General features: G+C 45.6%; 18 protein-coding genes and 3 pseudogenes. 5 read left to right on the top strand and 16 right to left on the bottom strand.

The genetic code is table 11. The features are described from left to right. Window positions 1–283: 283 nt before the first annotated feature. Window positions 284–1432: an acyltransferase family protein gene (locus tag NBH16_RS17960; protein ID WP_009016572.1), complete on the top strand. Its 1149-nt coding sequence runs from the start codon at window positions 284–286 to the stop codon at window positions 1430–1432. Window positions 1433–1581: 149 nt separating this feature from the next. Here NBH16_RS17960 and NBH16_RS17955 read toward each other — a convergent pair whose 3' ends face one another. Together NBH16_RS17955 and NBH16_RS17950 are read right to left on the bottom strand one after the other, a co-directional pair. Further along, the gene (locus NBH16_RS17955; RefSeq protein WP_009016571.1) at window positions 1582–2205 is read right to left on the bottom strand and encodes a chloramphenicol acetyltransferase; all 624 of its coding nucleotides are present in this window, start codon (window positions 2203–2205) and stop codon (window positions 1582–1584) included. Next, window positions 2202–2711, bottom strand: a complete 510-nt coding sequence (locus tag NBH16_RS17950; RefSeq protein WP_122143842.1) for a GNAT family N-acetyltransferase — start codon at window positions 2709–2711, stop codon at window positions 2202–2204. The genes NBH16_RS17955 and NBH16_RS17950 overlap by 4 nt, the downstream gene beginning before the upstream one ends. 95 nt (window positions 2712–2806) lie before the next feature. Here NBH16_RS17950 and NBH16_RS17945 point away from each other — a divergent pair, with 95 nt between their 5' ends. Both NBH16_RS17945 and NBH16_RS17940 read left to right on the top strand, forming a co-directional pair. After that, complete coding sequence (locus NBH16_RS17945) at window positions 2807–3766, top strand: nitrilase family protein (protein ID WP_158532700.1); 960 nt, start codon at window positions 2807–2809, stop codon at window positions 3764–3766. 5 nt (window positions 3767–3771) lie between these two features. Further along, window positions 3772–4959, top strand: a pseudogene (locus NBH16_RS17940) (DUF418 domain-containing protein). Window positions 4960–5022: 63 nt separating this feature from the next. On the opposite strand, the gene NBH16_RS17935 reads toward NBH16_RS17940, so the two are convergent. From NBH16_RS17935 to NBH16_RS17880, 12 genes are all read right to left on the bottom strand, one after another. Further along, window positions 5023–5559 carry a GNAT family N-acetyltransferase gene (locus tag NBH16_RS17935; protein WP_008779107.1) on the bottom strand — a complete coding sequence of 179 codons (537 nt, stop codon included), beginning with the start codon at window positions 5557–5559 and terminating at the stop codon, window positions 5023–5025. 49 nt (window positions 5560–5608) lie between these two features. Further along, window positions 5609–6703 carry a type IX secretion system ring subunit PorN/GldN gene (porN, locus tag NBH16_RS17930; protein WP_250788922.1) on the bottom strand — a complete coding sequence of 365 codons (1095 nt, stop codon included), beginning with the start codon at window positions 6701–6703 and terminating at the stop codon, window positions 5609–5611. 10 nt (window positions 6704–6713) lie between these two features. After that, window positions 6714–8282: a type IX secretion system motor protein PorM/GldM gene (gene porM, locus NBH16_RS17925; RefSeq protein ID WP_005859860.1), complete on the bottom strand. Its 1569-nt coding sequence runs from the start codon at window positions 8280–8282 to the stop codon at window positions 6714–6716. A 6-nt stretch (window positions 8283–8288) separates the two neighbouring features. Further along, window positions 8289–9380, bottom strand: coding sequence for a type IX secretion system motor protein PorL/GldL (gene porL / locus NBH16_RS17920; protein WP_008772938.1), 1092 nt, complete (start codon window positions 9378–9380; stop codon window positions 8289–8291). A 51-nt stretch (window positions 9381–9431) separates the two neighbouring features. Beyond that, the gene (gene porK, locus NBH16_RS17915) at window positions 9432–10859 is read right to left on the bottom strand and encodes a T9SS ring complex lipoprotein PorK/GldK (RefSeq protein ID WP_005863265.1); all 1428 of its coding nucleotides are present in this window, start codon (window positions 10857–10859) and stop codon (window positions 9432–9434) included. 3 nt (window positions 10860–10862) lie between these two features. Then, window positions 10863–11810 (bottom strand): PorP/SprF family type IX secretion system membrane protein, encoded by a 948-nt coding sequence (locus NBH16_RS17910; RefSeq protein WP_250788921.1) that lies wholly within the window; start codon window positions 11808–11810, stop codon window positions 10863–10865. 147 nt (window positions 11811–11957) lie between these two features. Further along, window positions 11958–12179, bottom strand: a complete 222-nt coding sequence (locus tag NBH16_RS17905) for a DUF2795 domain-containing protein (protein ID WP_005633363.1) — start codon at window positions 12177–12179, stop codon at window positions 11958–11960. Between the two features lie 71 nt (window positions 12180–12250). Further along, window positions 12251–12814, bottom strand: a complete 564-nt coding sequence (locus NBH16_RS17900; RefSeq protein ID WP_008772935.1) for a cob(I)yrinic acid a,c-diamide adenosyltransferase — start codon at window positions 12812–12814, stop codon at window positions 12251–12253. Between the two features lie 19 nt (window positions 12815–12833). Further along, the gene (locus tag NBH16_RS17895; RefSeq protein ID WP_005863261.1) at window positions 12834–13625 is read right to left on the bottom strand and encodes an O-methyltransferase; all 792 of its coding nucleotides are present in this window, start codon (window positions 13623–13625) and stop codon (window positions 12834–12836) included. A gap of 199 nt (window positions 13626–13824) precedes the next feature. After that, complete coding sequence (locus tag NBH16_RS17890; protein ID WP_022191996.1) at window positions 13825–15168, bottom strand: TolC family protein; 1344 nt, start codon at window positions 15166–15168, stop codon at window positions 13825–13827. 10 nt (window positions 15169–15178) lie between these two features. Then, complete coding sequence (locus tag NBH16_RS17885; RefSeq protein WP_036633203.1) at window positions 15179–18211, bottom strand: efflux RND transporter permease subunit; 3033 nt, start codon at window positions 18209–18211, stop codon at window positions 15179–15181. An 11-nt stretch (window positions 18212–18222) separates the two neighbouring features. Further along, a complete protein-coding gene (locus NBH16_RS17880; RefSeq protein ID WP_034526630.1) occupies window positions 18223–19323 on the bottom strand; it encodes an efflux RND transporter periplasmic adaptor subunit in 1101 nt (366 codons plus the stop codon). A 2449-nt stretch (window positions 19324–21772) separates the two neighbouring features. Between NBH16_RS17880 and NBH16_RS17875 the strand changes: the two are divergent. Continuing rightward, a pseudogene (locus NBH16_RS17875) lies at window positions 21773–22357 on the top strand (site-specific integrase); the annotation flags it as partial. A gap of 73 nt (window positions 22358–22430) precedes the next feature. Continuing rightward, complete coding sequence (locus NBH16_RS17870) at window positions 22431–23447, top strand: PDDEXK nuclease domain-containing protein (protein WP_250788920.1); 1017 nt, start codon at window positions 22431–22433, stop codon at window positions 23445–23447. Window positions 23448–23508: 61 nt separating this feature from the next. Here the strand turns inward: NBH16_RS17870 and NBH16_RS17865 are convergent, their stop codons facing one another. Further along, window positions 23509–24309, bottom strand: a complete 801-nt coding sequence (locus NBH16_RS17865) for a GNAT family N-acetyltransferase (RefSeq protein ID WP_122377617.1) — start codon at window positions 24307–24309, stop codon at window positions 23509–23511. A gap of 11 nt (window positions 24310–24320) precedes the next feature. Continuing rightward, window positions 24321–24935, bottom strand: a pseudogene (locus NBH16_RS17860) (class I SAM-dependent methyltransferase); the annotation flags it as partial. Window positions 24936–25246: the final 311 nt, after the last annotated feature.

Below are 25246 nucleotides of genomic sequence, written 5' to 3'. Positions count from 1 at the left end.
GATCCCAAGTAATCCGTGACGGATGAACAGGCGGGAGTTGGATTAATATTAATACTAAAGTAATAAATTAAGAGGTCCGTAAGTACCTCCGTGAGGATGGAGTACGGATAAAGAAACAAGTCTCCGGCAGGCGTAAGCTTTGCTGGGGACTTCGTATTTTGCGACCTTATTTATGTGTAACTAATGAAAAAAGAACTGTCTAATAACGTGAAAGATGGGGCCTTTTTGTATTTTTGCGGAAATTAGGAGTAATAGTAGTATCAAAAATAAGCTCAAACAATTAATGTCAAACTCAAAAATCTCAGCGGCCGCATTTGCGGACACAAAACCTCATTATGACCTTCTTGATGGATTGAGAGGTGTCGCAGCGTTAATGGTTATATTTTATCATGTATTCGAAGCCTTTGCTACGAGTCCCATTGATCAACAATTTAATCACGGTTATTTAGCCGTTGATTTCTTCTTTATCCTGTCCGGGTTCGTGATTGGTTATGCTTATGACGACCGGTGGAAAACCATGACGACAAAGGATTTTATCAAACGTCGGTTGATCCGTTTGCATCCGATGGTTGTCCTTGGAGCCGTTTTGGGAGTTATCGCGTTTTGTATACAAGGGTGTGAGAAGTGGGATGGTACGCATGTCTCTATATCCATGGTGATGCTAGCTTTGCTTATCAACCTTTTTTTGATACCGGCTGTACCCGGTTCCGGGCCTGAGATCCGTGGAAATGGTGAGATGTTTCCTTTAAATGGCCCTAGTTGGTCTTTGTTCTTCGAGTATATCGGGAATATTATGTATGCCTTGTTTATTCGTCGGATGTCAACGAAGGCGCTTATGGCACTTATTGTCTTGGCGGGAATCGGATTGGCTTCGTTCGCTATATTCAATTTTTCCGGTGCGGGGCACCTAGGTGTGGGGTGGACGATGGAAGAGTACAATTTGATCGGTGGCTTTTTACGAGTGTTATTTTCTTTCTCGATGGGATTGTTGATGTCGCGCGTCTTTAAGCCCATTCATGTCAAAGGTGCTTTTTGGATTTGTAGCTTGGCGATCGTTGTTTTACTTTCCATGCCCTATGTCGGTGACGGTGAGGCTTTATGGATGAACGGTATCTATGATTCTGTATGCGCGATCCTAATATTCCCTATGCTTGTCTATCTGGGGGCTTCCGGGAAGACAACCGATAAACATTCCGCCCGTATTTGTAAATTCTTGGGAGATATCTCTTATCCTTTGTATATGGTACATTACCCTCTTATATACTTGTATTTTGGGTGGGTGAAGAAGGAGAACCTTACATTTGCCGAGGCGTGGCCGGAAGCATTGGCCTTGGTTCTCGGAAGTATTGCGCTGGCTTATATCAGTTTGAGGATATACGACGAGCCTGTCCGCAGGTACCTGACCAAACGTTTCTTGCGGGTACGTAAATAAGCCCGATTGGATAGCCTATAGACTTGCCCCAGTACTTCGTAAGGAGTACTGGAATACTTTGATGAAAGTACCGAAGTACTTCCTACGTGGTACTGGGGTACTCCCGCCGGGAGTACTGGGCTGACTGTCGGGGGTGTCTCGCTGTTTTATCAATCTTTATCCGCTATACGATCTAAGAGGATAGACACATGTCTGCCGTCCATCAAGCCATGATGAGCCGTTACGGAGATAGGGAGCATCCGATGCCCGTTCTGCTCGATCAGCTTTCCGGTGGAGATACGGGTAGCGGAATCGCCTGTACGGAAAGAGGAAGCGTGTTTCATCTCCGTGAAGGCGATCCACGGAACCGGGGAGAAACGGACTAAGTCTTGCCGGTCAGATTCCCTATCTTTGCAAAGGCCTGTGAGAGCTTGCACACGTTCTATCTCTTTCTGTGCGTTTTGAAGGAACAGTTGCCTGTCCGGTGTATATTTGAAGAAGCCGAAGCCGAATGTTCCGTCTTCCCGCCCAATCGTTGTTCCCACGTGGATTCGGTCGAAGCAGACAGGGATGTTGTCGATGATCCGGTACCGGAACTCTTTCACCTCATTAACGGCTGTCATAATCTTATGTAAGGAGTAGAGGAAAAAAGAGGCATGATCCGCTTTCGCCTCTTTATAGATGGAGGTCACGTCTATCTGGGTGGTCAGTCCAAAGAAAGGGTCGTCCATAGAACCGAAAAACAGGAAATGTTCTTTCCGGTTCCAATGCTCTAGGTCAATAGGATGCTTCATGATTCTTTATTTGTTGGGTTTACTATTTTGTGGAAAGCGATGCGTTCCGTACCATTTGCGATGTAAATGATACCGCATTGCTTGAAGCCATGCTTTTTCAATAAGTTTTGCATGACAATATTATCCCGGTGTGTATCGATACGGATATTATCGCAATGAGCGAATGCCCATTTTAGACATTCGGTCGAGATCCCCTTTTGCTTACCGTTGGAGGCCATGCGATGGATCACGGCATAAGGCTCATCGTTCAGCCATTCGCCTTCATAGATCTTTAGGTAAGTAGGGTCGATTCCCTCGATGTAACAAAAGGTCCCCACTAACTCGCCCTGCTCATTTTCGCATACGAAACTATGGCTGGCCTTGATCTCGTTGGAGATCAATTCCTTGGAAGGATATCCGTTGATCCATTGATTCCCGTTGCCATGCTCTTGCATGAACCTGCGTGCATAATCGTACATAGCCATTACCTCGGCCAGATCTTCTTGTCGTGTTTGTCTGATATTCATGATCGGTAGAAAAAGTTATCCCGCAAAAGTAGTATATTATTGTTATCTTTGCGAATCTAGTCGAAAAATATATAAACCAATTAAATCAAAATATCATGGAACCATTGAAAATCGCCACCGTGCAGTTCGAGACACGGGATAACGATAAGGCGTATAATCTTTCTGTCATCCGGGAGATGTGCCGGAAAGCGTCGGTAGAGGGAGCGGATGTAGTGGCTTTTCACGAATGCTCGGTTTGTGGATATACGTTTGCCAAGGACTTGTCTCGCAAGGAATTGTTGGCTATTGCCGAACCGATCCCCACGGGGGAGAGTACGCAAGCCTTGATCGCCATCGCCAAAGAGTTTGGCGTCACGCTACTGGCCGGATTCTTTGAGCGGGATGGGGATCGTATCTATAAAGCGCAAGTTTGCGTGGATGGCAATGGCTTGAAGGCAAAGTACCGCAAGCTACATCCGTTTATTAATCCGAATATCTTGCCGGGCGATCAATATGTGGTTTTTGAGATCAAGGGATGGAAATGTGGCATATTGATTTGCTACGATAATAATATCATAGAGAATGTCCGTGCCACGGCCTTATTAGGGGCGGATATCATTTTCATGCCTCACGTGACGATGTGTACCCCTTCCCCTCGCCCCGGGGCTGGTTTGATAGATCCTGTGTTATGGGAGAACCGGGCGAACGATCCGACTTCCTTGCGACAGGAGTTCGATGGCCTGAAGGGACGTGCTTGGCTTATGAAATGGCTTCCCGCTAGGGCGTACGACAATGCGGTATATGTGGTATTCTCCAATCCGATCGGGCGTGATTATAATGAGATCAAGAACGGTTGCTCGATGATTCTGGATCCTTTCGGCGATATCGTGGCGGAATGCCGTAAACTGGGTGATGATTTCGTGATCGCTACGGCTATCCCTGAGAAATTGAGACAGGCTGGAGGATATCGTTACCGAAATGCCCGTCGTCCGGAACTTTATGCGGATATTATAGGCCAACCGCATGAGTCCAATCAAAAGGTAGCATGGTTAACAGAAACAACAAGTAGCAAATAAATAGTATGCAACAAACAACAATCTCTAAGTCACCTCGTGTAGAGGTGGTGGATGCGCTACGTGGTTTCGCTGTCTTGGCAATCTTATTAGTGCATAATGTGGAACATTTTATCTATCCGGTCTATCCAGACCCGGCTACGCTGCCGGGATGGTTGAACGTATTGAATGAAGGCGTGTTTACGGTGGTATTCGCTTTGTTTGCCGGGAAATCGTATTCTATTTTTGCCTTGTTATTTGGTTTTACCTTTTATATACAGTATTCGAACCTGCAGGTGAAGGGAAAAGACTTCGGTTACCGCTTCCTTTGAAGATTACTGCTGTTGACGATCTTCGCTACGTTGAACGCCGCTTTTTATCCGGCAGGCGATGTTTTGCTGCTGTATGCGATCGTGGGCGTTGTTTTGTTTATCGTGCGTAAATGGAGCGATAAGGCTGTCTTGATAACGGCTATTATCTTTTTATTGCAGCCGGTGGAGTGGTATCATTATATCGCTAGCCTGTTTAATCCGGATTACCAATTACCCAATTTAGGAGTAGGGGAGATGTACTCAGAGATGGCGGAGCATACCAAGCGGGGGGATTTATGGAATTTCATCTGGCAGAACGTGACGTTAGGACAAAAGGCTAGTTTGCTCTGGGCTGTTGGTGCCGGCCGGTATGTACAGACCTGCGGGTTATTTATGCTGGGAATGTTGATCGGGCGCAAAAAGTTATTTATCCCCTCGGAGGAGAATTCCCGTTTTTGGATAAAGACCTTGATCATTACTGCGATCGCTTTCGGTCCTTTATACCAACTGAAAGTATTGTTGATGGATACGGCGGACAGCGCTACCGTGCGCCAGACGGCAGGTGTTGTGTTTGATATGTGGCAGAAATTCGCTTTTACGTTCGTATTGGTGGCTTCCTTTGTGTTACTGTATCAGCGCGAGGCCTTTAAGCGTTTTACCTCTATCTTACGCTCTTATGGAAAGATGAGCTTGACGAATTATGTGACACAATCTTTTGCTGGTGCGTTGATCTATTTCCCGATCGGCTTGAATCTGGCTCCTTACTGCGGTTATACGGTCAGCATGTTCATCGGTATCGCCTTTTTCTTCTTGCAAGTACGCTTCTGTAAATGGTGGGCTGAAAGACATAAACACGGACCGTTGGAAGGTCTTTGGCATAAGTGGACATGGGTAGGTTCTAAATAAGGATCTGATTATCTGGTGAAATGAGATGGGGTATGTCCCGTCTCATTTCATTACAGACAGTTCTCACTCCATAAAAGGTTTGGCATATTTAATCATTCCATGCACGTTCTTGAGTCCTTCCGGTGCCAACTCGACAACCATGCAATATTCGCTGGGGACATCGAATGGGAACTCAATGCCGAAATCAATCGCCCTTTTATATCCGAATCTCGGATAATAATCCTTATGTCCTAATAAGACGGCCGATTTATAGCCTAGCTCTCCCGCTCGCTTATGCGCTTCACGGATCAAAGCGCTACCAACGCCAATCCTTTGGTACTTCGGTACCACCGAAACCGGTGCTAGCCCAAGAGAGATCACGCTTTGGTCTTCTGATACGATTTCCACCTTACTCATCATGAGATGCCCTATGATTTCGCCGTTTAATTCAGCGACTAAGGAGAGCTCCGGAATATAAGCGTCCGTTTTTCGTAAACGTTCTACAAGGTACGGTTCGCTTTGATCACTGTCCTCCACGTTACGGAAAGCAAGTTCCACGACTTCCCTTACTGCTTGGAAATCGTTCTCTTGCTCTGGTCTAATCTTGATTTCTTTATTCATATGTTGCGTATTTCCGGTTATCGCTCAGACCCGTATCGTGAGTCCGTTTTTATCTTCTGCGTCGAACACTGCGTACCGGAGCGGATTTTTCTGCTTTCGGAGCCTTGACAGTGGGAGCTTTCTTTTCGGAGGCAGGCTCTTTGGTTGTAGTACCTTTTCCTCTTGCGGCGCTCTTTCTGGCCTTCTTTGCGGCTTTGCTGTCTACCGCTACTTGAGTCGTATCCGGTTGATACCAGAGTGATTTCTCAAAGCCGGTTAATTGACCTTCGATACGAGCTTGCTCGTTCTTTAAGGAATCCGGTGTCGGGCAATACGCCTGCAATGGCAGATTCATCAAGTTTTGGGTCTTGATGATATCCCCCTCGAACATCCGGCGACGGAAATAGTCATCCATCGTAAAAGTCATGGCGTTATTCATATTAGACGTCATGATGTATGAATTGCTGATATACGGACGTATATTCTCGTAAGGAAGCCAGAACATAGGCATGGTTGTCTCTCCCATATCACCTGTAGAGGTAAGGATCGGGCAAATCGCCAATATCTTGACATCAAAAGCGGAATTATTCTGGTCGAAATACCATGCTTCTTTTACATAGTAAGACCGTACGTCGGCTGCAGGTATATCGCTTTCATTGATTACGAAAGTCGGTTCCTCACCCGCTCTCCCCGGTATCTCCTCATAAAGGATGTAGAAGCGATCCAGCAAATCCTTGAAGTTGATCAAATGGGCTTCGTCAAACTCCTCGTATCCGTCCAGATACTCATAGGCCTTGATCTTATTCTCACCTAAAAGCTGGAAGATTACGGAGAAAAGATTCATCTGTCCGTTCATCGGGCGGGTCGGGTAATAAAGCGGAGCGTTCTGCTCTTTCATCAAGTCCACCTGCCGGTAGATAATACGCATCCAGCGAGCGTACCCGATCTCTTGCGTCAAACGCTCGTTCATATCTTGGGCCCGTACGGTCAGTTCGGGTAAACCGGTATCTTTCTTATCGTTTCTTTCCCCACGGCTGGCTTGAGGCGAACGGCGACGCGTTTGTTGTTGCTGCGTAGCATCGTTCTCTGCTTCTTCTTGCGCGTGAAGAGGCATCGCTGTTAAAAAAGTGGCGGCCAAAGCGGCTATGTAATACAGATGTTTCATACTGCGAATCTTAATTTACGATTACTTCGATAGTCGGTATGGTACGTTCGATACCGTCCGGACCTTTCGCGACTACACGGGTGATATAAAAACGTTTACCCTTACTTAAATTGCGGATATAGTTTTTCTGACGTTGCGAGAAGTTGGTTCCTTCGGCCACTTCCGGGATAGCGTTACCCATGGAGTCGAAGAAAGTCAGCTCAAAACGTAATACCGTATATTTTACATTTAGCAAATCATCGTCGATAGCGGCCAGAATACCGTCAGCCTCTACCAAGCTACGTTTGGCGATCATACCTCCCTTGAACTTACGGACGTTACCGTTTTGATCCTTATACTCGATATAAGGTAGGGGATCGGGGAGGGCACGCACGCGGAAGGTAGTCTTTGCCATCTCTATGTTCCGGCCATCCGCCATACGAGCGTTTACCGTGATCACGGCTTCCGTTCCTACTTTAGACGGGCGGGCTTCCCAACCATCCTTGCTGCGGGTTAATGTGCCGTTCGTCATGGTAGCTGTCACATTACCGCTCGGTACACCCGGGACGGCGATACGCATCGGGTTGGCGATACCGGCATATAATACGTTCATCAATGTCGGGGCCACGGTAGCTGTCGGCTCGGTCACGAAATACTCGCTCTCGAAATCCCGGCGCATGATGCTGCCGTCGCTATTCGGCATCTCGATATAACCTTTGATCGGGAATGTCCCGGCAGCTCCGGTATTCACCGTGAAGACTCCTTTATTCTCGTAAGGTAATTCTTTTCCGTTTACATAGATCGTAGGACGTTTCGTAGAGTCTACCGCCGATAATACGATATTCGCCTTGTACTGGCTTCCTCGCATTACGATCTGGCTTTCCGGGATTACCTGCGCCGTGATCTGGTTCACACGGTAATCGCCAACGTCTACGCTATTCAATAAGTTCGATAAGACCTCACCTTCGGCGTAGCGAACGTCACTTTGCATTTTTGTTAACAGGGTAACAGCCGCCGCTACCGGCATATTCTCGAACAAGGCCTCTTCCCAAGTACGGGTATTGATCCCCGCTTTATGAGGGGGAGTCGTGCTTAGGTTCGCCTCCAATACGGCAGTCTTCGCCGAATCTTCGATAAAGCCGCCCATCCAGATACGATACTTATCAATTTCCGCTCTCAGCTTTTTACCTTCTCCGCTTACAGGAGAGAGCATTACACGGGAAGCGGCTTCCAAATCATCCTTATGCTCGATGCTGTTTACGTTGGCATTCTCGCCATCAGCTACCTTAGCGATACGGATCTTTAAATCTTGTATATACGTATAGAGGCTATCTGAGGCTCTTTTCACCTCACGGGCCTTCAATGCCCACTCACCCACTTTCTGGGGATTCTCTTGGTAATAAGCTTCCATCTCGTCCGCTACGATCTTGTTTCGGCGAGAGGAGTTATCGATAGAGGTTCGCAAGCTACCTTCCACCAACTCAAAACCATCCAGCACCTCCGACGACACATTCAGTGCCATCATGGCGATGAACACCAGATACATCAGGTTGATCATCCGCTGACGGGGAGAATTGGGATTATTTGATATTCCTGCCATATTTCTTTACTTCATTGGGTTGTTTGTATACGGAGCCTGTTGTGGCTGTTGGTAACCATAGGGTTGCTGATATTGCTGTTGGTAACCGGGCTGTTGTGGCTGCTGATACATCGGTTGTTGAGGTTGTTGTTGCGGCTGCGCCGGTTGTTGGTAGCCCATATTCACGGTCATCGCTTGCAATAAACGACTGTATACTTGGTTCAATTCGGCCAGTTGGCGAGTCATCTTTTCCGTCTCGTTACGGAATACGGAACTATCTACTACCGATCCGTCATACATCTCACGGATACGATTCAAGCCACTATTGATGTGTTCGATAGATTCGATCTGCGAACTGATACTCTTCAACTGGATCTCATAGATGGTATTCAATCCGGATACGTTACGGTTCAATTGTTCCATCTGGTGTACGTAACCACGGGAGTTTTGGTTGATGCCATCGGAATTATCCGTGATACTCTTATAAGAGTTCAACAGTGTATCGGATACGTTCGTAAGCGAATTAGTCACTTGGCTGAAACGCTCCATGTTCTCAGACATGCCAGATAATTGCTCCAGATATTTTTGGGTAGCTTCCGTCAATTCCGCCATCTTGGAAATTTGCTCGGCCGCTCCGCTTAATTTCTTGATGCTCTCGGATAAGTTCTTGGTATCTTCTTCCGTCACGTCCAGATTACCTGCGATATTCAAGGAACCACCTCTTTGCGCGTTCGCCTTAGACGCTGCCGAACCGATATTTATTCCCCCGGCTATCTCATCGTCTTCTACATTATCCGTAGAATTGATCATGGTTGAGATCGGCGTACCGGTGAAATCCGGACGATCCATCGGGTTCTTTGATTTCAATACGGGGAAAACATCTTCCCAATGATACTCCTTGTTCGGATGCTCGAACGCCGAGATAAAGAATACGATAGACTCGGTGATCATCGCCACGAACAGGATTTGGTTAGCGTATGGTATATGTAATAACTTAAATAACGCACCGAGGATTACGATGGACGCACCCCAACTATACAGGAAGTTCAATACTCGTTTTCCTCTTTCGCTGGAGAGGAACATCTCCAGTCTGTTTTTATATCTTCTATATTTTCCCATCGTCGTATTATTGTCTTAAATGATTCAAAACTTTAAATTTATAATTCCCGCTTATTTCTTTCCCTTGGAGCGAGAGAATCCTATTTGGGTACGTGCGCAACGGAAACCGATGTAAGAACGGCTCTCGTTCTGGAACTCGAAAGTACGCATGTCCGAACGGATAAATTGTGAGACATCTTTCCAAGAACCTCCTCGCACTACTTTCTTTTTCATGGCGTAGGGATCGTTCTTGGCGGCGTTGTAACGCAGATCCGGGTTCATGTCGCTCATTTGGCTCGGGCCAGACTCGGAGTAAGACGTTGAGGTCCATTCCGCCACGTTTCCTGCCATATCGTATAACCCGAACTCATTCGGGGCGAAAGAGCCTACACGAGACGTAATCAAATGGCCATCCTCCGTATAATTACCTTTACCCGGCTTGAAGTTACCCAAGAAACAACCTTTGCTGTCTTGAAGCTCGTCGGTAGACCAAGGGAACTTATTCTCGTTCTTACCTGTACGGGCGGCATATTCCCATTCTCCTTCGGACGGAAGACGGAATGGCTCTACCAATTGTCCCGGTGGCAAGCTCAAGGATTCTTTGTATAAATTCGTACGCCATACGCAGAAGGCAGTCGCTTGTTCCCAAGAAACACCGACTACAGGATAATCATCGTAACCCGGATGAGAGAAATACATACGGGTATATGGCTCGTTGTACGCATTCTTGAAATCGTTCACCCAGCAATTCTCGTCCGGGTAGATATTGACGATACGGGTATTCAAGAAATCCCATTCGCTGCTTAACGGGCGGGTGATCGTCTCGTTGATTACACGTCCTTCATCATCGATGTAAGCGGTGTCCTTGGAGATCATGACTACCTCGTTCGGATCTACCTGAATATCCGTATTACGAACCCGGTCCGCCGGGTTCAACTGATTCTTGCGAAGGGCGGCGGCGGTATAGTCGTACCACTCGTATTTATAGATCATTTGTTTAGGGTCCAAACCTTTCTCTCCGGTAACGGGATTCGTGTAATAGACACTTTCTATCGCACGTTGCTCATCCTCGTTCGCCCGTCTCCAAGGAATCGGACGGTTCCAGTCCAAATGCGGAGTGACAGGCTCCCCGTAACGGTCTTCCGTGATCTTGAACAGATCGTTGCCTCCATAAGCTGGGTCCGCCAAGCGTTCACGGATAATAGAGTCTCTCACATAATAAACGAACTGGCGATATTTGGCGTTCGTTACCTCTGTCTGATCCATCCAGAACGCGTCGAAAGAGACCCCTTTCGTCTCCGGCATGATTCCCCACAAGGAATCCTTGTCGGCGGGACCCATCTCGAACGAACCTCTTTTAACCAAGACCATTCCATACGGCGCTGGTTCATTGAACGCTACCGATCTGACACCTGTCACCTCACCGCCGGCACTCCGGAGAGATTTACCGCAGGAGGTAAGCAAGGCTACCGTTACAAGTACTAATAATACTTTTTTCATATACTATAATATACGTACACTTTTATGTCTATTTTTCCCTGTCTTCGTCTTGTTCAGCTTTAAGGCATACTTGACACATAGCTCGTGGCTACCGCTACTTGCCCGGCCTAGGGCCGTGGTCGGGAAATCAAAGGCGTAACCCGCATGGAAACGACCTAGCTTTACGCCGAACATGATGCCCACCGATTCATTCACCCGATAGGAAAAACCTCCATTAAACATCTTATTATATTCCAGCCTAGCGGTAATATCCGCATGAAAACTTTGCATGTCTGTCAGCAAGAACACCGAGGGCTGTAATTCTATCAACGGATTCTTTAATTGAATATTGTATCCACCCATTAAATTAAGTGAACGACCTATATAGGTATAGGTGTTCTCGTCCAGTTGAAGCTCCGGTTGGGTGATATGCGTCATGCCAAACCCGGCGTAAAACCGTTTATGGGTATAGTAAATACCGAAGTTCATATCCAACCCCATGCCGCTGACCTGCTCTACAGGAATGGCGGCGTCGGTCTCTTGATGGTATTCGGACTCAACCTTTATCACCTTGGTTCCGTCGAACGATTGGTTGACTAAGCCGATTTGCAGACCTCCGCTCAAGACTCCCCCGAATAATTTATACTTATAGGCGTATTGCGCCCCTACATGCGTATTCTGGAAAAGCCCGATCGCCTCGGTAAATACAACCAATCCGACACCGTGATTCGTCTTGCCTAAAGCGAGTGGCATATCCGCGGTAATGAAGAACGACTTGGGTGCCCCATGTACGCCGATCATTTCCAAGCGGGCGAGAGCCAATATATTCAAGTCCTCCGTAGCTCCGGCCACGGCCGGGTTATAATACGGTTTCGCCATGAAGTATTGACTTAAGCGTGCGTCATATTGCGCCCGTACGATTCCCGCACAAGTACACAAAAGGATCAAGATCGAAAGAAGACGTCTTCTCATTTAAACATTCACTTCACGTTGTAACTACAAACGCAGCAAATCCGGATAAATTGTATTTTCACAAAAAAACAACGAGGCAGGGGAACTCGATCGTCCGCCACCTCGTTCTTCTATTTCTTAATTTTCAATTTTCAATTCTCAATTGAACTAGTATTCTTCCTCGTTGAAGAAGAAGTCTTCTTTACTTGGATAATCCGGCCAGATGTCTTCCATGCATTCGTAAATCTCGCCTTCATCTTCCATTTCCTGCAAATTCTCAATCACTTCTAATGGCGCACCAGAACGTTGTGCATAGTCAATAAGTTCATCCTTAGTCGCAGGCCAGGGTGCGTCTTCCAATTTTGAAGCTAACTCTAATGTCCAATACATAGCTGTCAAGTATTAATAACCGCCGAAGCGATTTGGTTCTCTATTTTTCCGCGAAAATATGACTTTATTTATTATACGCAAGTATAATCCCAAATAATTTCTTTACCGTTATTATTTATGCATTCTTTTCGTGCCAGAACGAAGAAATAATCCGATAAACGGTTCATAAATATCAATACAGGCTCCTCAACGGGGCAATTCTCGGCCAAGCGATAGATTTGTCGCTCGGCACGACGGCAAACGGTGCGGCAAACGTGTGCGAGGGCGGCCGAGCGGCATCCTCCCGGTAGGATGAACGCATGCATTTTCGGCAGCTCGTTATCCAGACGGTCTATCTCCCGCTCGATACGCTCGATGCTCTCGGGCGTTACCTTGCTCTCGATTTTCAATTCCGTGGTCGCTTGATCCGTGGCTAGGTAAGAACCGATCGTGAATAGCTTATGCTGGATGAATGATAAGAAATCAGTATCTTTCTCATCATTCAAGGCCGTGATTAATAATCCGATAAAGGAGTTCAGCTCATCTACGGTGCCATAGCTCTCGATCCGATCGTGCGCTTTCGACACGCGTTGTCCACCTACCAGTGAAGTGGTTCCTTTATCGCCTGTTCCGGTATAGATAATACTCTTCTTCATATCTGACTTGTTTTGAATCCTAAAAATAAACAATATAATCTCGTTTGTGCAATTTCTTGTTGAATAAGACAATCCCTAGCGAGTAAAGATCTAAGGTGACCGTCACTTCCGGACATGCGCAGATCTCTTCCCAAAGTTCACGCATCTTACGGCTCGCCTTGATTCCCTCAAAAACGAATACCGTATCGTTGTGCGCGTATTTCATACATTCATTAAACAGCCAGAGGTTGTTATGTTGTTCATATAAAGTGTTGAAAAAAACAAAATCTAAGCTATTTATGTCATTTAAGGCTTGGGGAAGCAAGTCCTTATAATTACCGATACGCAAATCGACGGGATTACGTCCCTCTTTAGCGAATGCTTGACGGGCAATCGTGGCGAATTCCGGTACATTTTCCAAGGCGATACATTTCAATCCCGTGGCATAGGAGGTTAGATATAAGGTAGACAGCCCCATCGTGGTTCCTATCTGGAGGATATTCTTGGACTTGAAATAGTTTGTTAAACGGAATAATAAGGCGCCATGCTTGGGCCGGATGGATTCCCGTTTTACGATCTCGCTGATGGAACGGGTCTTTCGTTTCCCTTTGTTCTGCCGGTCTGGATAGGTGATCTCTCCTTCCCTGAATAATAACTGCTTACGTAAAAGCTCTATATCATAGAAACTATAATAGGAGCATTTTTCCTCGATGACCTTCGTGATGAGGTTAAAAACGAAAGGCGAATGTACTCCGAATCCTTTACGGTAACGGATGCTGCGGTACAAGAGCGATCCTTTTCGTAATGTATTAACCTTTGGTAGTATTTGCATTTCTTTTTGTCATTGGGCAATGAGACCTTGCCATTTACCGCGAACTTACATAAAAAAACGCAATTAGCATAAGCCTCTAGTCATTAAACGGGGTTATAATGACTTGTGCCATGCGGATGGCACACCCGTGCCATAACGGTGGCACCAGCGTGCCATCGCAGTGGCACAGTCATGCCATCAGCGTGGCACTGGCTTTATCTTAGAAACTGGCTTTCTCCGGTTCTGGGCGGATATAGGTTAATATCTGCCCGCTTAATTGAAGCAGCGAGATCTCACAGATCTTGGTGGAGTATTCCGCCACGGAAAGACGCTCCTCAGCTTCCAGCAGACTGTTTTGTGCCTCACGCAATTCGATACCAGACAACTCGCCGAGTTTATAGCGGTCGATGGCGATCCGGTAGTTCTCTTGGGCGGCTACGAGGTTCTCTTTCTCTAGGCTCCATAGGTCGAGGTTGTTTTTATAGGCCATCCAGAAGTTGCTCATGTCCGCACGCAGGGCAAGTTCCAGTTCTTGGATGCGCAATTGCTGGTTCTCGATTTGGATGCGGGCGTTGCGTTGCTCACGTTTCCGGTTGAAACCGTCGAAGAGGCTCATACCGATGGTCACGCCGTAATTAAGCCCCAGCCGTTGTTGGAGGTCGTAATTGCCCACTTCCGTCCAGTTCGCCGTGTAGCCGTAGCCTGCGTTTAGCTTGACATAGGGATAATAGCGGCTTTTTACCTTTTTATAATCAAGCTCAGACAACGTCTGGTTCTTTTGGGCGATCAGGAGTGAGGCGTTAGCTTCGAGGGTATTCTTCCATAGATCTACCTCGTCGAGGAACGGGTTCGGGTAGATCAAGGAGTCCTTGATCTGGATTTCCTCCTCCACATTATTTAATGCCATCAACTCGTTCAGGCGGATACGGGAGGTATGCACGACCTCCAATTGGTTTAATACCTTGGAGCTATCCGAGTTGAAGTCCACTTGAGCCTGTTGCAAGTCCAGACGGGACATGGAGCCGATATAATACCGTTCTTCCACGATCCGTAAACGCTCCTTGGAAAGGTCCAAGGTGGAACGGAGGTTACGCAAACGGATTTTCTGCCGGATCAGGTTGTAGTACTCGCTGGAAAGGTTGGCTACGAAATCCTCGATGGTCATGCGGGTGTTCAATTCTCCCATTCGCTGTAATTCTTTCAAGCGAGAGTATTCGGCTTGGATACCGAAACCGTCGAAAACCGTCCAGTTAACGTTTAGTCCGACGTTACCCGTCTCGCTGTTTATACCATTCGCCTTCTCGATCGATCCGTCTTGCAGGCTGTTACGGTTGTTATTGATATTTCCGCTGAATCCGCCGCTCATATCTACGGTAGGCAGATAACCGGCGTTTCCCGGGGTGGCGTTATTGTCGCTGATCTGTTGCTCGTTACGAATGATACGGATGGAGTAGTTCTGCTCTAATCCGGTTTCGATACACCGTTTCAGATCGAATAGTTGCTGCGCTTCCGCTATAAAGAGGGAAGAGAAAGCAAATAATAAGGTATATACATATTTCTTCATAAATCTACAACTAGGTGTTTTGTTTTTTTCGGTTGGTGGATATAAATGAATACATGGCCGGTACGATAAACAGGGTCAAGAAGGTCGATACCAACATTCCGCCTACTACCGCTACACCCATGGCGATACGCCCTTGGGCACCCTCGCCCGTAGCGTATACCAATGGCACCAAACCGAGGATGGTGGATACGCTAGTCATCAAGATCGGGCGCAGACGCTGGGTCGCGGACGAGCGGATCGCTTCCGGCAAACTAAGTCCCGACTCTTGCCGCTGATTGGCGAACTCTACGATCAAGATACCGTTCTTCGCCACCAAACCAATCAACATAATGATACCGATCTGGCTGAATATATTCATCGTGATACCCGAATAACTCATGAACATCAACGCACCGGCGATAGCCAAAGGCACGGTGAACATCACTACCAACGGGTCCTTGAAACTCTCGAACTGGGCGGCCAACACCAAATAAATCATCAGCAAGGCCAAGATCATGGCGAACATCAAACTGGAAGAACTCTCACGGAACTCTTTCGACTCGCCGGAAAGAGCGGTGCGGAAGCTACCATCCAGCACCTCCGAGGCGATACGGTCCATCTCGTCCAGACCATCGCCGATCGTGTATCCTTTATTCAATCCACTGGAAACCGTCGCTGATACGAAACGGTTATAGCGATACAATTGGGGCGGCGCCACGTTTTCCGTAACCTTAACCAAGTTATCCAGCTGGATCATTTCCCCATTGTTACTACGTACATAGATCGATTTTAAATCGACAGGGGTATTTCGTTGCTGGCGGTTGATCTCGCCCAATATCTGGTATTGCTTACCATTCATATAGAAGTAGCCCATACGCTGTCCGCTCAACGCATATTGCAAGGTCTGGGCGATGTTGCGGGTGCTGACGCCCAATAAGGAAGCCTTATCCCGGTCGATCTCGATACGTGCCTCCGGCTTGGTGAAGCGCAAGTTCACGTCCGCCATCTGGAAGACCGGGCTCTCGTTCACCTTTTGCATAAACGTAGGCAGGAACTCTTGCAGTTTATCCAAGGTCGGGGCCTGCAGTACGTATTGGATAGGCATACCGCCCCGGCGTCCGCCGAAGGTGGATTGCTGTTGTACGAAGGCGCGGGCCAAGGTCTCTTTGCGGACTTCTTTCGACAAGGTCTCGGCGATCTCCATCTGCGAGCGTTCCCGTTCCTTGATATCGCTTAATATGAGGTTTAGCGAACCTCCTCCTTCCCACGAGCGGGTCATGATGGATTGCTTCTCGGGAGCGATGGAGTCGGCTATTTGCTCAATACGGTCCGCATAGTCGCGGATAAACTCGAAGGTAGCCCCTTCCGGCCCGCGCATATTCACGGAGATCATGGAACGGTCCTCCAAAGGCGATAACTCGGAACGAATGTTCTTCCAGAAGTACCCGATCGATCCGAAAAGAAGGATAACGATAGGGATCGACCATATCTTATGGTTCAAGAACGCGTTCAACGACTTGGCGTAGATCGTGTTCAATCCCTCGAAGAACGGCTCGGTCTTCCGATAGAACCAGTTTTTCTTCTCTCTCCTCTTCAATAGCTTGGTAGCCAACATCGGTGTAAACGTAAGGGCCACGAACGAGGAGATAGCGACCGAACCGGCGATCACGATACTGAACTCCTTGAATAAGCGCCCCGTCATACCTTCCATAAACACGATCGGCAAGAATACGGAGATCAGGGTGATCGTGGTAGATACCACGGCGAAGAAGATCTCTTTCGATCCTTCGATACCCGCCTCTTTCGGTGACATGCCTTGCTCGATACGTACATATATATTCTCCGCCACCACGATCGCGTCGTCTACCACCAGACCGACCGAGAGCACGACCGCCAACATCGTCAATACGTTGACGGAGAATCCGGAGATATACATCACGAAGAAAGCTCCTACCAACGATACGGGGATAACGACGACAGGAACCAGCGTGACCCGCCAGTCACGGAGGAACAAGAAGATAATCAATACGACCAAGAGGAAAGCCTCGTAGATCGTCTGTTGTACCTCGCCGATAGAGGCCCGGATAAAGCGGGTGTTGTCATACATCATCTCGATCGTGACATCTTCCGGCAGGTCTTTTTGTAATTGCTCGATACGCTTGTAGGCTTCGTCGGCGATCTCGATATGGTTGGCTCCCGGTTGGGGGATGATAACGGTCATAACCATTGGCTCGCCGTTCTTCTTCAGTAAGCTCCGCAAGTCCTCGGGAGCTACCTCCGCACGTCCGATATCACTGAAGCGCACGATGTTGTTGTTGTCTTCCTTGATGATTAAATCGTTGAACTCCTTGGCGGTATGCATCAATCCTAAGGTACGTATGGATAAGGAGATCGTATTTCCCTCGATACTACCGGAAGGAAGCTCCACGTTCTCGTTATCGACGGCGTTTTTCACGTCCATCGGGGTCACTCCGTAACCCGCCATCTTGATTGGGTCCAGCCATAGACGCATGGAATACCGTTTTTGTCCCCAGATATCCACGCCACTCACGTTCTCGATGGTCTGCAAACGCTCTTTCACCGTTAGCTCGGCGATCTCGCTCAACTCCATCAACGAGCGTTTGTTGCTTCGGATGGCGATCTGCATGATCGGGGAGGCATCGGCATCCGCTTTCGATACCGTAGGCGGGTCGCAGTCGCGGGGAAGGTAGCGTTGGGCACGAGATACTTTATCACGTACATCGTTCGCCGCCGTTTCCATATCCACGGACAACTCAAACTCTACCGTGATGCGGCTGCTACCTTGGCTACTCACGCTACTCAATGAACGGATACCCGGGATACCGTTGATATTCTGTTCTAACGGCTCGGTGATCTGGTTCATGATCACGTCGGCGTTCGCTCCGGGATAAGATACGTTGACCGAGATAATCGGCTGGTCTACGCTCGGGAACTCCCGGACGCCAAGGAACCGGTAACCGATAAAGCCGAACAGGAGGATGACCAGCATCATCACTGTCGAGAGTACGGGCCGGTTTATACTGGTTTCTGAAATATTTGCCATCGTTCTTCTCCTTATTCAGTCAAGTTATCAATAGAAACTTTCATGCCGGTACGTAACTGCATCACGCCGGACGTGATCAACGTATCGCCCACATTCAACCCTTGCAATACCTGTACACGGCTCTCGGTTCGTATACCGATCGTGATCTCTTGAGGCTCGGCCACGCCGTTCTTATATAAGTAAACGATGTCTTTTCCCATCTCGGGGATAACGGCCTCGCTGGGGATGGCTAAAGCGTCCTTGATCTCCCGCTTGCTGATCTCGACGGAGGTATAACGGCCGGGTAAGATATTCTCGCCCGGATTCGGGTAAGTGGCACGTACTTTCAAGGTACGGGTCGCCATGTCGACCTTGCTTTCCACGGCGTAAACGGTCGCCTTATAGTTCTGCATCATACCGTTTTTCTCCATGCGGAACAGGATCGGGGTTCCGTCTTGTACCTCGGCCGCGTAGCTCTCGGGAATGGAAAACTCGATTTTCAACGGGGATATCTTGGTCAACTTCGCGATTACGGAAGAGGAGGAAGTAACGTACGCGCCCTCACTCACGGAGCGAAGTCCGATGATCCCGTCGAAAGGAGCCCGAAGCTCTGTCTGGGCGATATTCGCTTTGACCAGCTCGATATCTGCCATTAGCTTCTCGTATTCGGTGGCTACTTGCTCGTAGGCTTCTTGGCTGACGGCGTCTTTCTCCAGCAAGGTACGTTGGCGATAGACACGATCCTTGGCTAAAGGAACTTGGGCTTCCAGCTTCTTTAGCTGGGCTTGCAGCGGCTTGTCATTGATTTTAGCCAACAGATCGCCCGCCTTTACGTGGCTACCTTCCGTGAAATAGATGGCTACCACCTTACCGGAGGACTCGAAAGCCAAATCCACCTCTTCGTCCGGAAGGGTACTTCCGGTACTCATGATCTTATCGGTTAATGATTGGTATTTCAATACCTCGGCATTGATGTTAAGTGTCTGGTTTCGCAGGCTCGTGCCCGATGTGGGTACGACGGAAGCGGCATCTTGGGATGCCTTGAACTTGTTTTTCAATTGAGGGTAAGCGATCATTCCCGCTATCATTAATAAGATAGCCGCCGTAACTCCCCATTTCGCTCTCTTTGTCATCATGTTCTCGTATGGTATTTACTGATAATTTACACTCGTTACTCCAAAATATATAACTAAACGCAAGTTTAGACTGCCCTTTCGTAAAAAGGTTTAATCAAAGATATTATTTTTTTGAGAGATGAATCCCAGATTGGGAAGAACGGGAAAAATAAGGGAATTCTGTCTAAAGTATCCATATGTTTCTTAATACGAAAGGCATAGTTTTGGCTTTTAAAAAAACACGTACGTCTTTTCCGGAAAACACGTACATGTTTTTGGAAAAACTCGTACGTGTTTTTTGGGGATATAATGGTGATAGGTGGTGTAAGGCAACGCCAGTAGTGCCGTTAGGTATCGTGAGTAATATGACGACACCGATACTCACACAAGGTGCGCATGAAGAAAGTATCTTAGTTTCATCTCCCCATGCACCTAAGATACTTCGCCAATGAACTTAGGATACTTTCTCAATGAAACTAAGATACCTTGTTTTTGTATTAAAAAATAAGATTGGCTACTGCCCGAAGTTCTTCCTATTTCGCATGACTAACAGATACGCCTATCCCGACTGAGTTTCTACTGCCCCGTTATTCACTAGACAAGCCTTGAATTATATGTTTGTGGTATTCGCTATGATCACCATGTGAATATTTGTATTTTATATTTATTATGCGGTTATGGATGGATGCCATATATAATGTACATGCGTACATTATATAATAGGTAGAAACGACTAGTTTAAACGATCGATTCTTTTAGTCATTTGCAAAGGTACGCGTTTCTTCGATACCTGCAACCCTTCCGGGCTATTTTTTTATCACTTATCCTCTTTCTTATCAATAGGATAGGTTATCCTTTACGAAACAACCGATTCCTTCAACAAACCTCCTGTTCCGACACTAAAAAAACGCAAGATTTAGACGATCGTTTAAACTAGTCGTTTCTATCCCATAAAAGATTGTCAAACATCAAGGTTTTTAACTATATATAATGTACAGGTGTACATTAAAATAATGTAAACCTATCAAAGCATAAGATCTGAATCAAGCTTCCTCTTTGACACAAAAGTATTGATAGTACCGCTAGCTTCGAGTTATAGGTATTTTATAGGCTCACCCGATAATCATTGGGGATATCTTCAGGCTCATCTATATTTCAGCCGGCAGCCTAAGATAAGTCGGCCAACAGATGAGATCATGAGATAACTATTGCCATATAAATCGCTGTCTTATAAACTATTAATCAACAGACCAACTCACTTGAGAAAGGCTTCCCAAGTGAATAACTAACCACTTCCAGACTCGTAAGCTTACGGCTACCCCCAGCCGTAAGTTATTCACTTGACAAACCGTAAGTTATTCACCTGACAAGGCTAAATTATACATTAACCGTCTCTCCCCCGGTGGTTATCGGGAAATGGCAGAGGAGCTATAGATACAAGTGGCCCATTTGTCTTTTTGACAACTTGTAATCTGAAGTCCCGGAGAATCGATTATTCCGTACCCAAGTGCGTCTCGCTTCCAAATTCGAGAGAAAAAAACAGCAATTCTCTGTTTGATAGCCGTTTGCTGAAAAACAGCCTTCCGTTCCAGCCGAAATAATTCACCCTAGTTCATGTTTTACGGTCGTTAGGCGGTAATAATGCCCAACGCTACCGCATGTGAGGGCCGATACCTATATATGTGTAGGCTTACGCCACTATATGTGTAGCTTGACGCGACTATATGTGTGGGTTAACACTGCTATATGTGTGAGTTGATACAGCCATATGTGTAGGTTGATACGTATATATTCGTTAAAAAGCGACGCTTATCGTGTTAAAAAGCGGTTGTGGTAGCTTGTTCGCGCTCCCCGCTTACGCTCGTTGGCTTTTATAGCCAGAGAGCCGTGTCGTGAAAAAGAAGGTATTTCAATCAAAAAGATACCATTCATCGCATTAAGCTGACATCCGCGATTCTTGTCTTATCCCTTTGAATTAAGTCTGTCCCCAATAAATATCGGGTGAGCGTTTACTTGATTAATATTGGCAATATATGAACAATGAATCTGCAGAAAAATATCTTGAGGCAACGATTCGTCAGCAACCACGTCACTGGCTCATAGACAAAAAACGAAACGGCAGACATCTCCGCCGTCCCGCCCAAAAGAGATAGCCTTATCTCTGTTTGTACACATGTCAAGGTTGGTTATTTACTGATATCAGGGCCTATATAAACCCTGTTTTTCATATCGTGCGTAAACATAAGACTTTTTTTCGACAAAAGAGCAGATTCCTTCTTCTTTTTGGGAATACATGTTCTAAACATGCCACACTACCTCTTGGCTACTAGCGTGAGCTTCTATTATAGAGGAACTATGAAAAAGCATTTTACATCAAAACATAAAGCTAAATCCTTTCTTCTGCGAAGCATTGAACCGTTCAATCTCCAAAGAAAGGGATTTCTTTAACTGATTAGCCATAAATATTAAGAAAGACCTGCGTATGATGCAAATTGCCTTCAGTCGTTTTAAGGATTTTCTGAAAGAACAGTACCCATTATATGAATGCAACATCAAACCCGAATTTATCACTAAGGATATGATGGTTCTGTTTGTGGACTATTTGCAATCCCGTAGCGTTGGCGAGGGAGCAAAAAGTATCTATCAGCGTTTCAAGAAAGTGATACGCTATGCCATCGAACACGATGTGATACTGAAAGACCTTACATATAAGAATGTAGACTACTCAAACAAGCTATTGAAGTTTGAACAGAATAAGACCAAAGGGCATTCTTCTGCTAGTGGAGTAGTCATACCTTTGAATGACGGTTTACTCTCTATTATTGGCGAACCTCCTGCAGATGGCAACAAAGATGTGCTTATATTTAATCTACCATCCTATGAAAGCTGCTGTAAATCAGTAAAACGTTGGGTGAAAAGATCCGGAATAGACAAGCACATAAGCTGGCATTGTGCCCGTCACTCATTTGCAGTGAATATCCTTAACAATGGTGCTAATATTAAAACAGTAGCCAGTTTGCTCGGACATAGCGGGCTGAAACATACGGAGAAGTGCCATTCAAGACACGCTGTAAGCACAAGCAGCACACTCTGTAAACCTTGCACTAACTTCCCGTAACTGGCTTATGGGCTGTTATATCGTGGAATTTGAACAAAACGGAGAAGACCGTGCAGCCTATGGTGAGCAGCTTTTGAAGAAGTTGGAAAAACAACTAAATACCAAAGGACTTAACGAACGTAGATTCCGGGAGTTCAGACGTTTATATCTTGTTTATCCACAGTTGAAAGAAGAGGTTTTAGGCTATGTTATGTCGGGTTCGGGAATTCGGCGGTTGCCGACCGCCGAATTTGAAACAGAGATTCGGCGGTCAGTAACCGCCAAATTGCAAATGGTTTCAGAAATTGCAAATAATGACTGGAAATTGGCTGCTGAAAAGCTATTTAACAGATTATCTTCTACGCATTTGAATGCAATATCTGCTATTGACAATCCTATTAAACGTGCCTTTTATGAAATGGAAACGATTAGGGGATGCTGGACTGTAAAAGAACTGGAACGGCAGATTGATTCATTGTACTACGAGCGTAGTGGATTATCTAAAAACAAAGAAGCTCTTTCTGCATTAGTACAGCAACAGGCAGTTCAACTACAGCCTGCGAATGTAATAAATACTCCCTTGACCTTAGAGTTCTTAGGGTTAAATGAACGGGCATTAGTTACAGAGAATGATTTAGAGCAAGCCATCCTTGATAATTTACAAAAGTTCCTTCTGGAAATGGGACACGGCTTCTGCTTTGAAGCTCGCCAAAAACGCATACTGATAGATGAAGATTACTTCTTTGCTGACCTCGTTTTCTATCACCGCATACTGAAATGCCATGTCATAGTGGATTTAAAAATTGACAAATTCCACCATGAATATGCATCCCAACTGAATATGTATCTAAACTACTTCAAAGCAGAAGTAATGCAGCCCGATGATAATCCACCAATCGGTATTTTGCTTTGTACTGAAAAAGGAGATACTTTAGTTCGTTATGCCACAGCAGGATTAGACCCAAATATTTTTGTACAAAAGTATAAAATCCAGTTGCCCAGTGAGGAAGAATTCAAGAGATTTCTTTCAAAGGAGATAGGCTAACAACTTTCAATAAAAACAAAGGTTTAGTTCATTTTAGATATACAAGAGAAATGGACTAAACTTAATCTGTAACCTTTTCATTATAAAACCTCAAAAATTCCATTTCACCCACCTGCTTTAAAAATTTCTGATTTTCAATAAAGTCTTGCCCATACTTTAACCAACGTTTTGTAAAACCTTTGAACTTAGTGCAAGGAAATAGATGACATTGGTAGCAATGTGTTATTCCTTTCTCAACGCAACACAGGTAAAATGTTCTACATTTTTCACAGCGGGTTTTGTTTTCCTCTCCTCCCTGACAATTTTTTTCATCTCGTGTGTAGCTTGGACAACCGCCACAGAACACACCACAAGCAGGAATACGACCATGATATGGTTTTATTACAGATAAGGTTTTTGCCATCCAAAAATTAGTCAAATTCAATTTATTTGCCTGTCGTTTTTGTTCCTTCTTCACCACGTATTTTTGCTTCTCAAAGAATGGACGAGCAGTTAGACTCACTTCTGATGTGATTTGTATAATACCTTTTGTAATAGCATATCGTTCTATTTCTTCCAAAAGCATAGTTGCAATGCCTTTGCCTTGAAAGTCTGCGTGAATGAACATAGAGTGCAGATAGCCTTGCGGCGTAATGGATGAAAAACCTACAATCTGAGACAGTTGATTAACAGCCACAATAAAATAGTGAGTCTTTATCATTTCCTCTATATTGGAAAGATCATCTCCGCATGATGCCCAATCTTCAACTTCATCCTGTGAATAATCACGCCTGTTTACTACAAGCACGGTATTCTTATATAAATCTCTCAGTTCAGCACTATCAGATTGTTGCGCTATTCTGATTTTAAAGTCCATTTTCATCTTTGGTTTTGTATCTTTTCGTATGAATGAAACTCGCCATTGATAAAATAGTGCCATTCTATGCGATTGATTTGGGTTGTACTCTCATAACGCATTGTTTGTTTTATCAACACATCCCGTCCATCATCCGTTGTATATTCGGCAATTACTGCCTGCACTTTTTCGCTCTCGACAATATACTGGATGTTGGGATTAAAGCAATCTAACAGAAATAAGCCTCCTGCTTTGAGATGATTTCTAACGCATCCTAACGCATTGAATAAATCTTCGTTTCTGTATAAATGGTGGATTGAATTAAATGGAATAAAGATTAGGTCGAATTTTTCTTGCAAGTCGAGCATTCTAATATCTGCTTCTATGAAATCAATCACTAATTCTGCTTCGATAGCCTTCATCTTTGCTTGTTCGAGCATTGAGGGTGTGTAATCTACTCCGCAAATGCTGTATCCATCTTTGGCAATGGGGATCGTAAGTCTGCCTGTACCACAGCACAGTTCAAGTATTTCAGCCTCCTTATTTTTCGGTAGCCACTTTTTGTAGAATTGCAAATCAGATAGAAAGGTATTTAATCCATCATATATATTTGCATCATAAATCAACTCACCAACCTTGTAACCTATATTCATTTATATTCTCCAATATTCATTGTTTCATATTTATATACCAAACTTATTTCTATTCTCTTTCGTGTCCGGATGGATATGCCATAGATTAACCTTATTTTCCTTTATTTCTGCAACCCAAATAGCATGAACATTATTTAGAACCTGATCTGATTTAACATACCCACAGGTTTTTTGGACTGACCCAAAAAATTGGCTCACCCGATAAACCTGGGGGATTAAGCATACAGCTTTGTAAGTCTGAAAAGAAAGAATTTTATATCCGTTACTCCTCTTAAAGCAGCTCTAAACGCCTTAATTTTAGCATTAAAAGA

This window comes from Parabacteroides sp. Y3-G-102, assembly GCF_023656845.1.
In the GTDB taxonomy this organism is placed as follows: domain Bacteria; phylum Bacteroidota; class Bacteroidia; order Bacteroidales; family Tannerellaceae; genus Parabacteroides; species Parabacteroides distasonis.
The sequence above is the reverse complement of the archived record's forward strand: the minus strand, read 5'-3'. Positions and strand labels throughout refer to the sequence as shown.

Excerpts from the sequence above, each read along its gene's own strand:
- NBH16_RS17865 (WP_122377617.1), bottom strand. The coding sequence starts at position 24,309 with ATGAAAATGGACTTTAAAATCAGAATAGCGCAACAATCTGATAGTGCT.
- NBH16_RS17900 (WP_008772935.1), bottom strand. The coding sequence starts at position 12,814 with ATGAAGAAGAGTATTATCTATACCGGAACAGGCGATAAAGGAACCACT.
- NBH16_RS17935 (WP_008779107.1), bottom strand. The coding sequence starts at position 5,559 with ATGAATAAAGAAATCAAGATTAGACCAGAGCAAGAGAACGATTTCCAA.
- NBH16_RS17945 (WP_158532700.1), top strand. The coding sequence starts at position 2,807 with ATGGAACCATTGAAAATCGCCACCGTGCAGTTCGAGACACGGGATAAC.
- NBH16_RS17910 (WP_250788921.1), bottom strand. The coding sequence starts at position 11,810 with ATGAGAAGACGTCTTCTTTCGATCTTGATCCTTTTGTGTACTTGTGCG.
- NBH16_RS17905 (WP_005633363.1), bottom strand. The coding sequence starts at position 12,179 with ATGTATTGGACATTAGAGTTAGCTTCAAAATTGGAAGACGCACCCTGG.
- NBH16_RS17880 (WP_034526630.1), bottom strand. The coding sequence starts at position 19,323 with ATGACAAAGAGAGCGAAATGGGGAGTTACGGCGGCTATCTTATTAATG.
- NBH16_RS17955 (WP_009016571.1), bottom strand. The coding sequence starts at position 2,205 with ATGAAGCATCCTATTGACCTAGAGCATTGGAACCGGAAAGAACATTTC.
- porK (WP_005863265.1), bottom strand. The coding sequence starts at position 10,859 with ATGAAAAAAGTATTATTAGTACTTGTAACGGTAGCCTTGCTTACCTCC.
- NBH16_RS17960 (WP_009016572.1), top strand. The coding sequence starts at position 284 with ATGTCAAACTCAAAAATCTCAGCGGCCGCATTTGCGGACACAAAACCT.
- porL (WP_008772938.1), bottom strand. The coding sequence starts at position 9,380 with ATGGGAAAATATAGAAGATATAAAAACAGACTGGAGATGTTCCTCTCC.
- NBH16_RS17885 (WP_036633203.1), bottom strand. The coding sequence starts at position 18,211 with ATGGCAAATATTTCAGAAACCAGTATAAACCGGCCCGTACTCTCGACA.
- NBH16_RS17890 (WP_022191996.1), bottom strand. The coding sequence starts at position 15,168 with ATGAAGAAATATGTATATACCTTATTATTTGCTTTCTCTTCCCTCTTT.
- NBH16_RS17870 (WP_250788920.1), top strand. The coding sequence starts at position 22,431 with ATGGGCTGTTATATCGTGGAATTTGAACAAAACGGAGAAGACCGTGCA.
- porN (WP_250788922.1), bottom strand. The coding sequence starts at position 6,703 with ATGAAACATCTGTATTACATAGCCGCTTTGGCCGCCACTTTTTTAACA.
- NBH16_RS17950 (WP_122143842.1), bottom strand. The coding sequence starts at position 2,711 with ATGAATATCAGACAAACACGACAAGAAGATCTGGCCGAGGTAATGGCT.
- porM (WP_005859860.1), bottom strand. The coding sequence starts at position 8,282 with ATGGCAGGAATATCAAATAATCCCAATTCTCCCCGTCAGCGGATGATC.
- NBH16_RS17895 (WP_005863261.1), bottom strand. The coding sequence starts at position 13,625 with ATGCAAATACTACCAAAGGTTAATACATTACGAAAAGGATCGCTCTTG.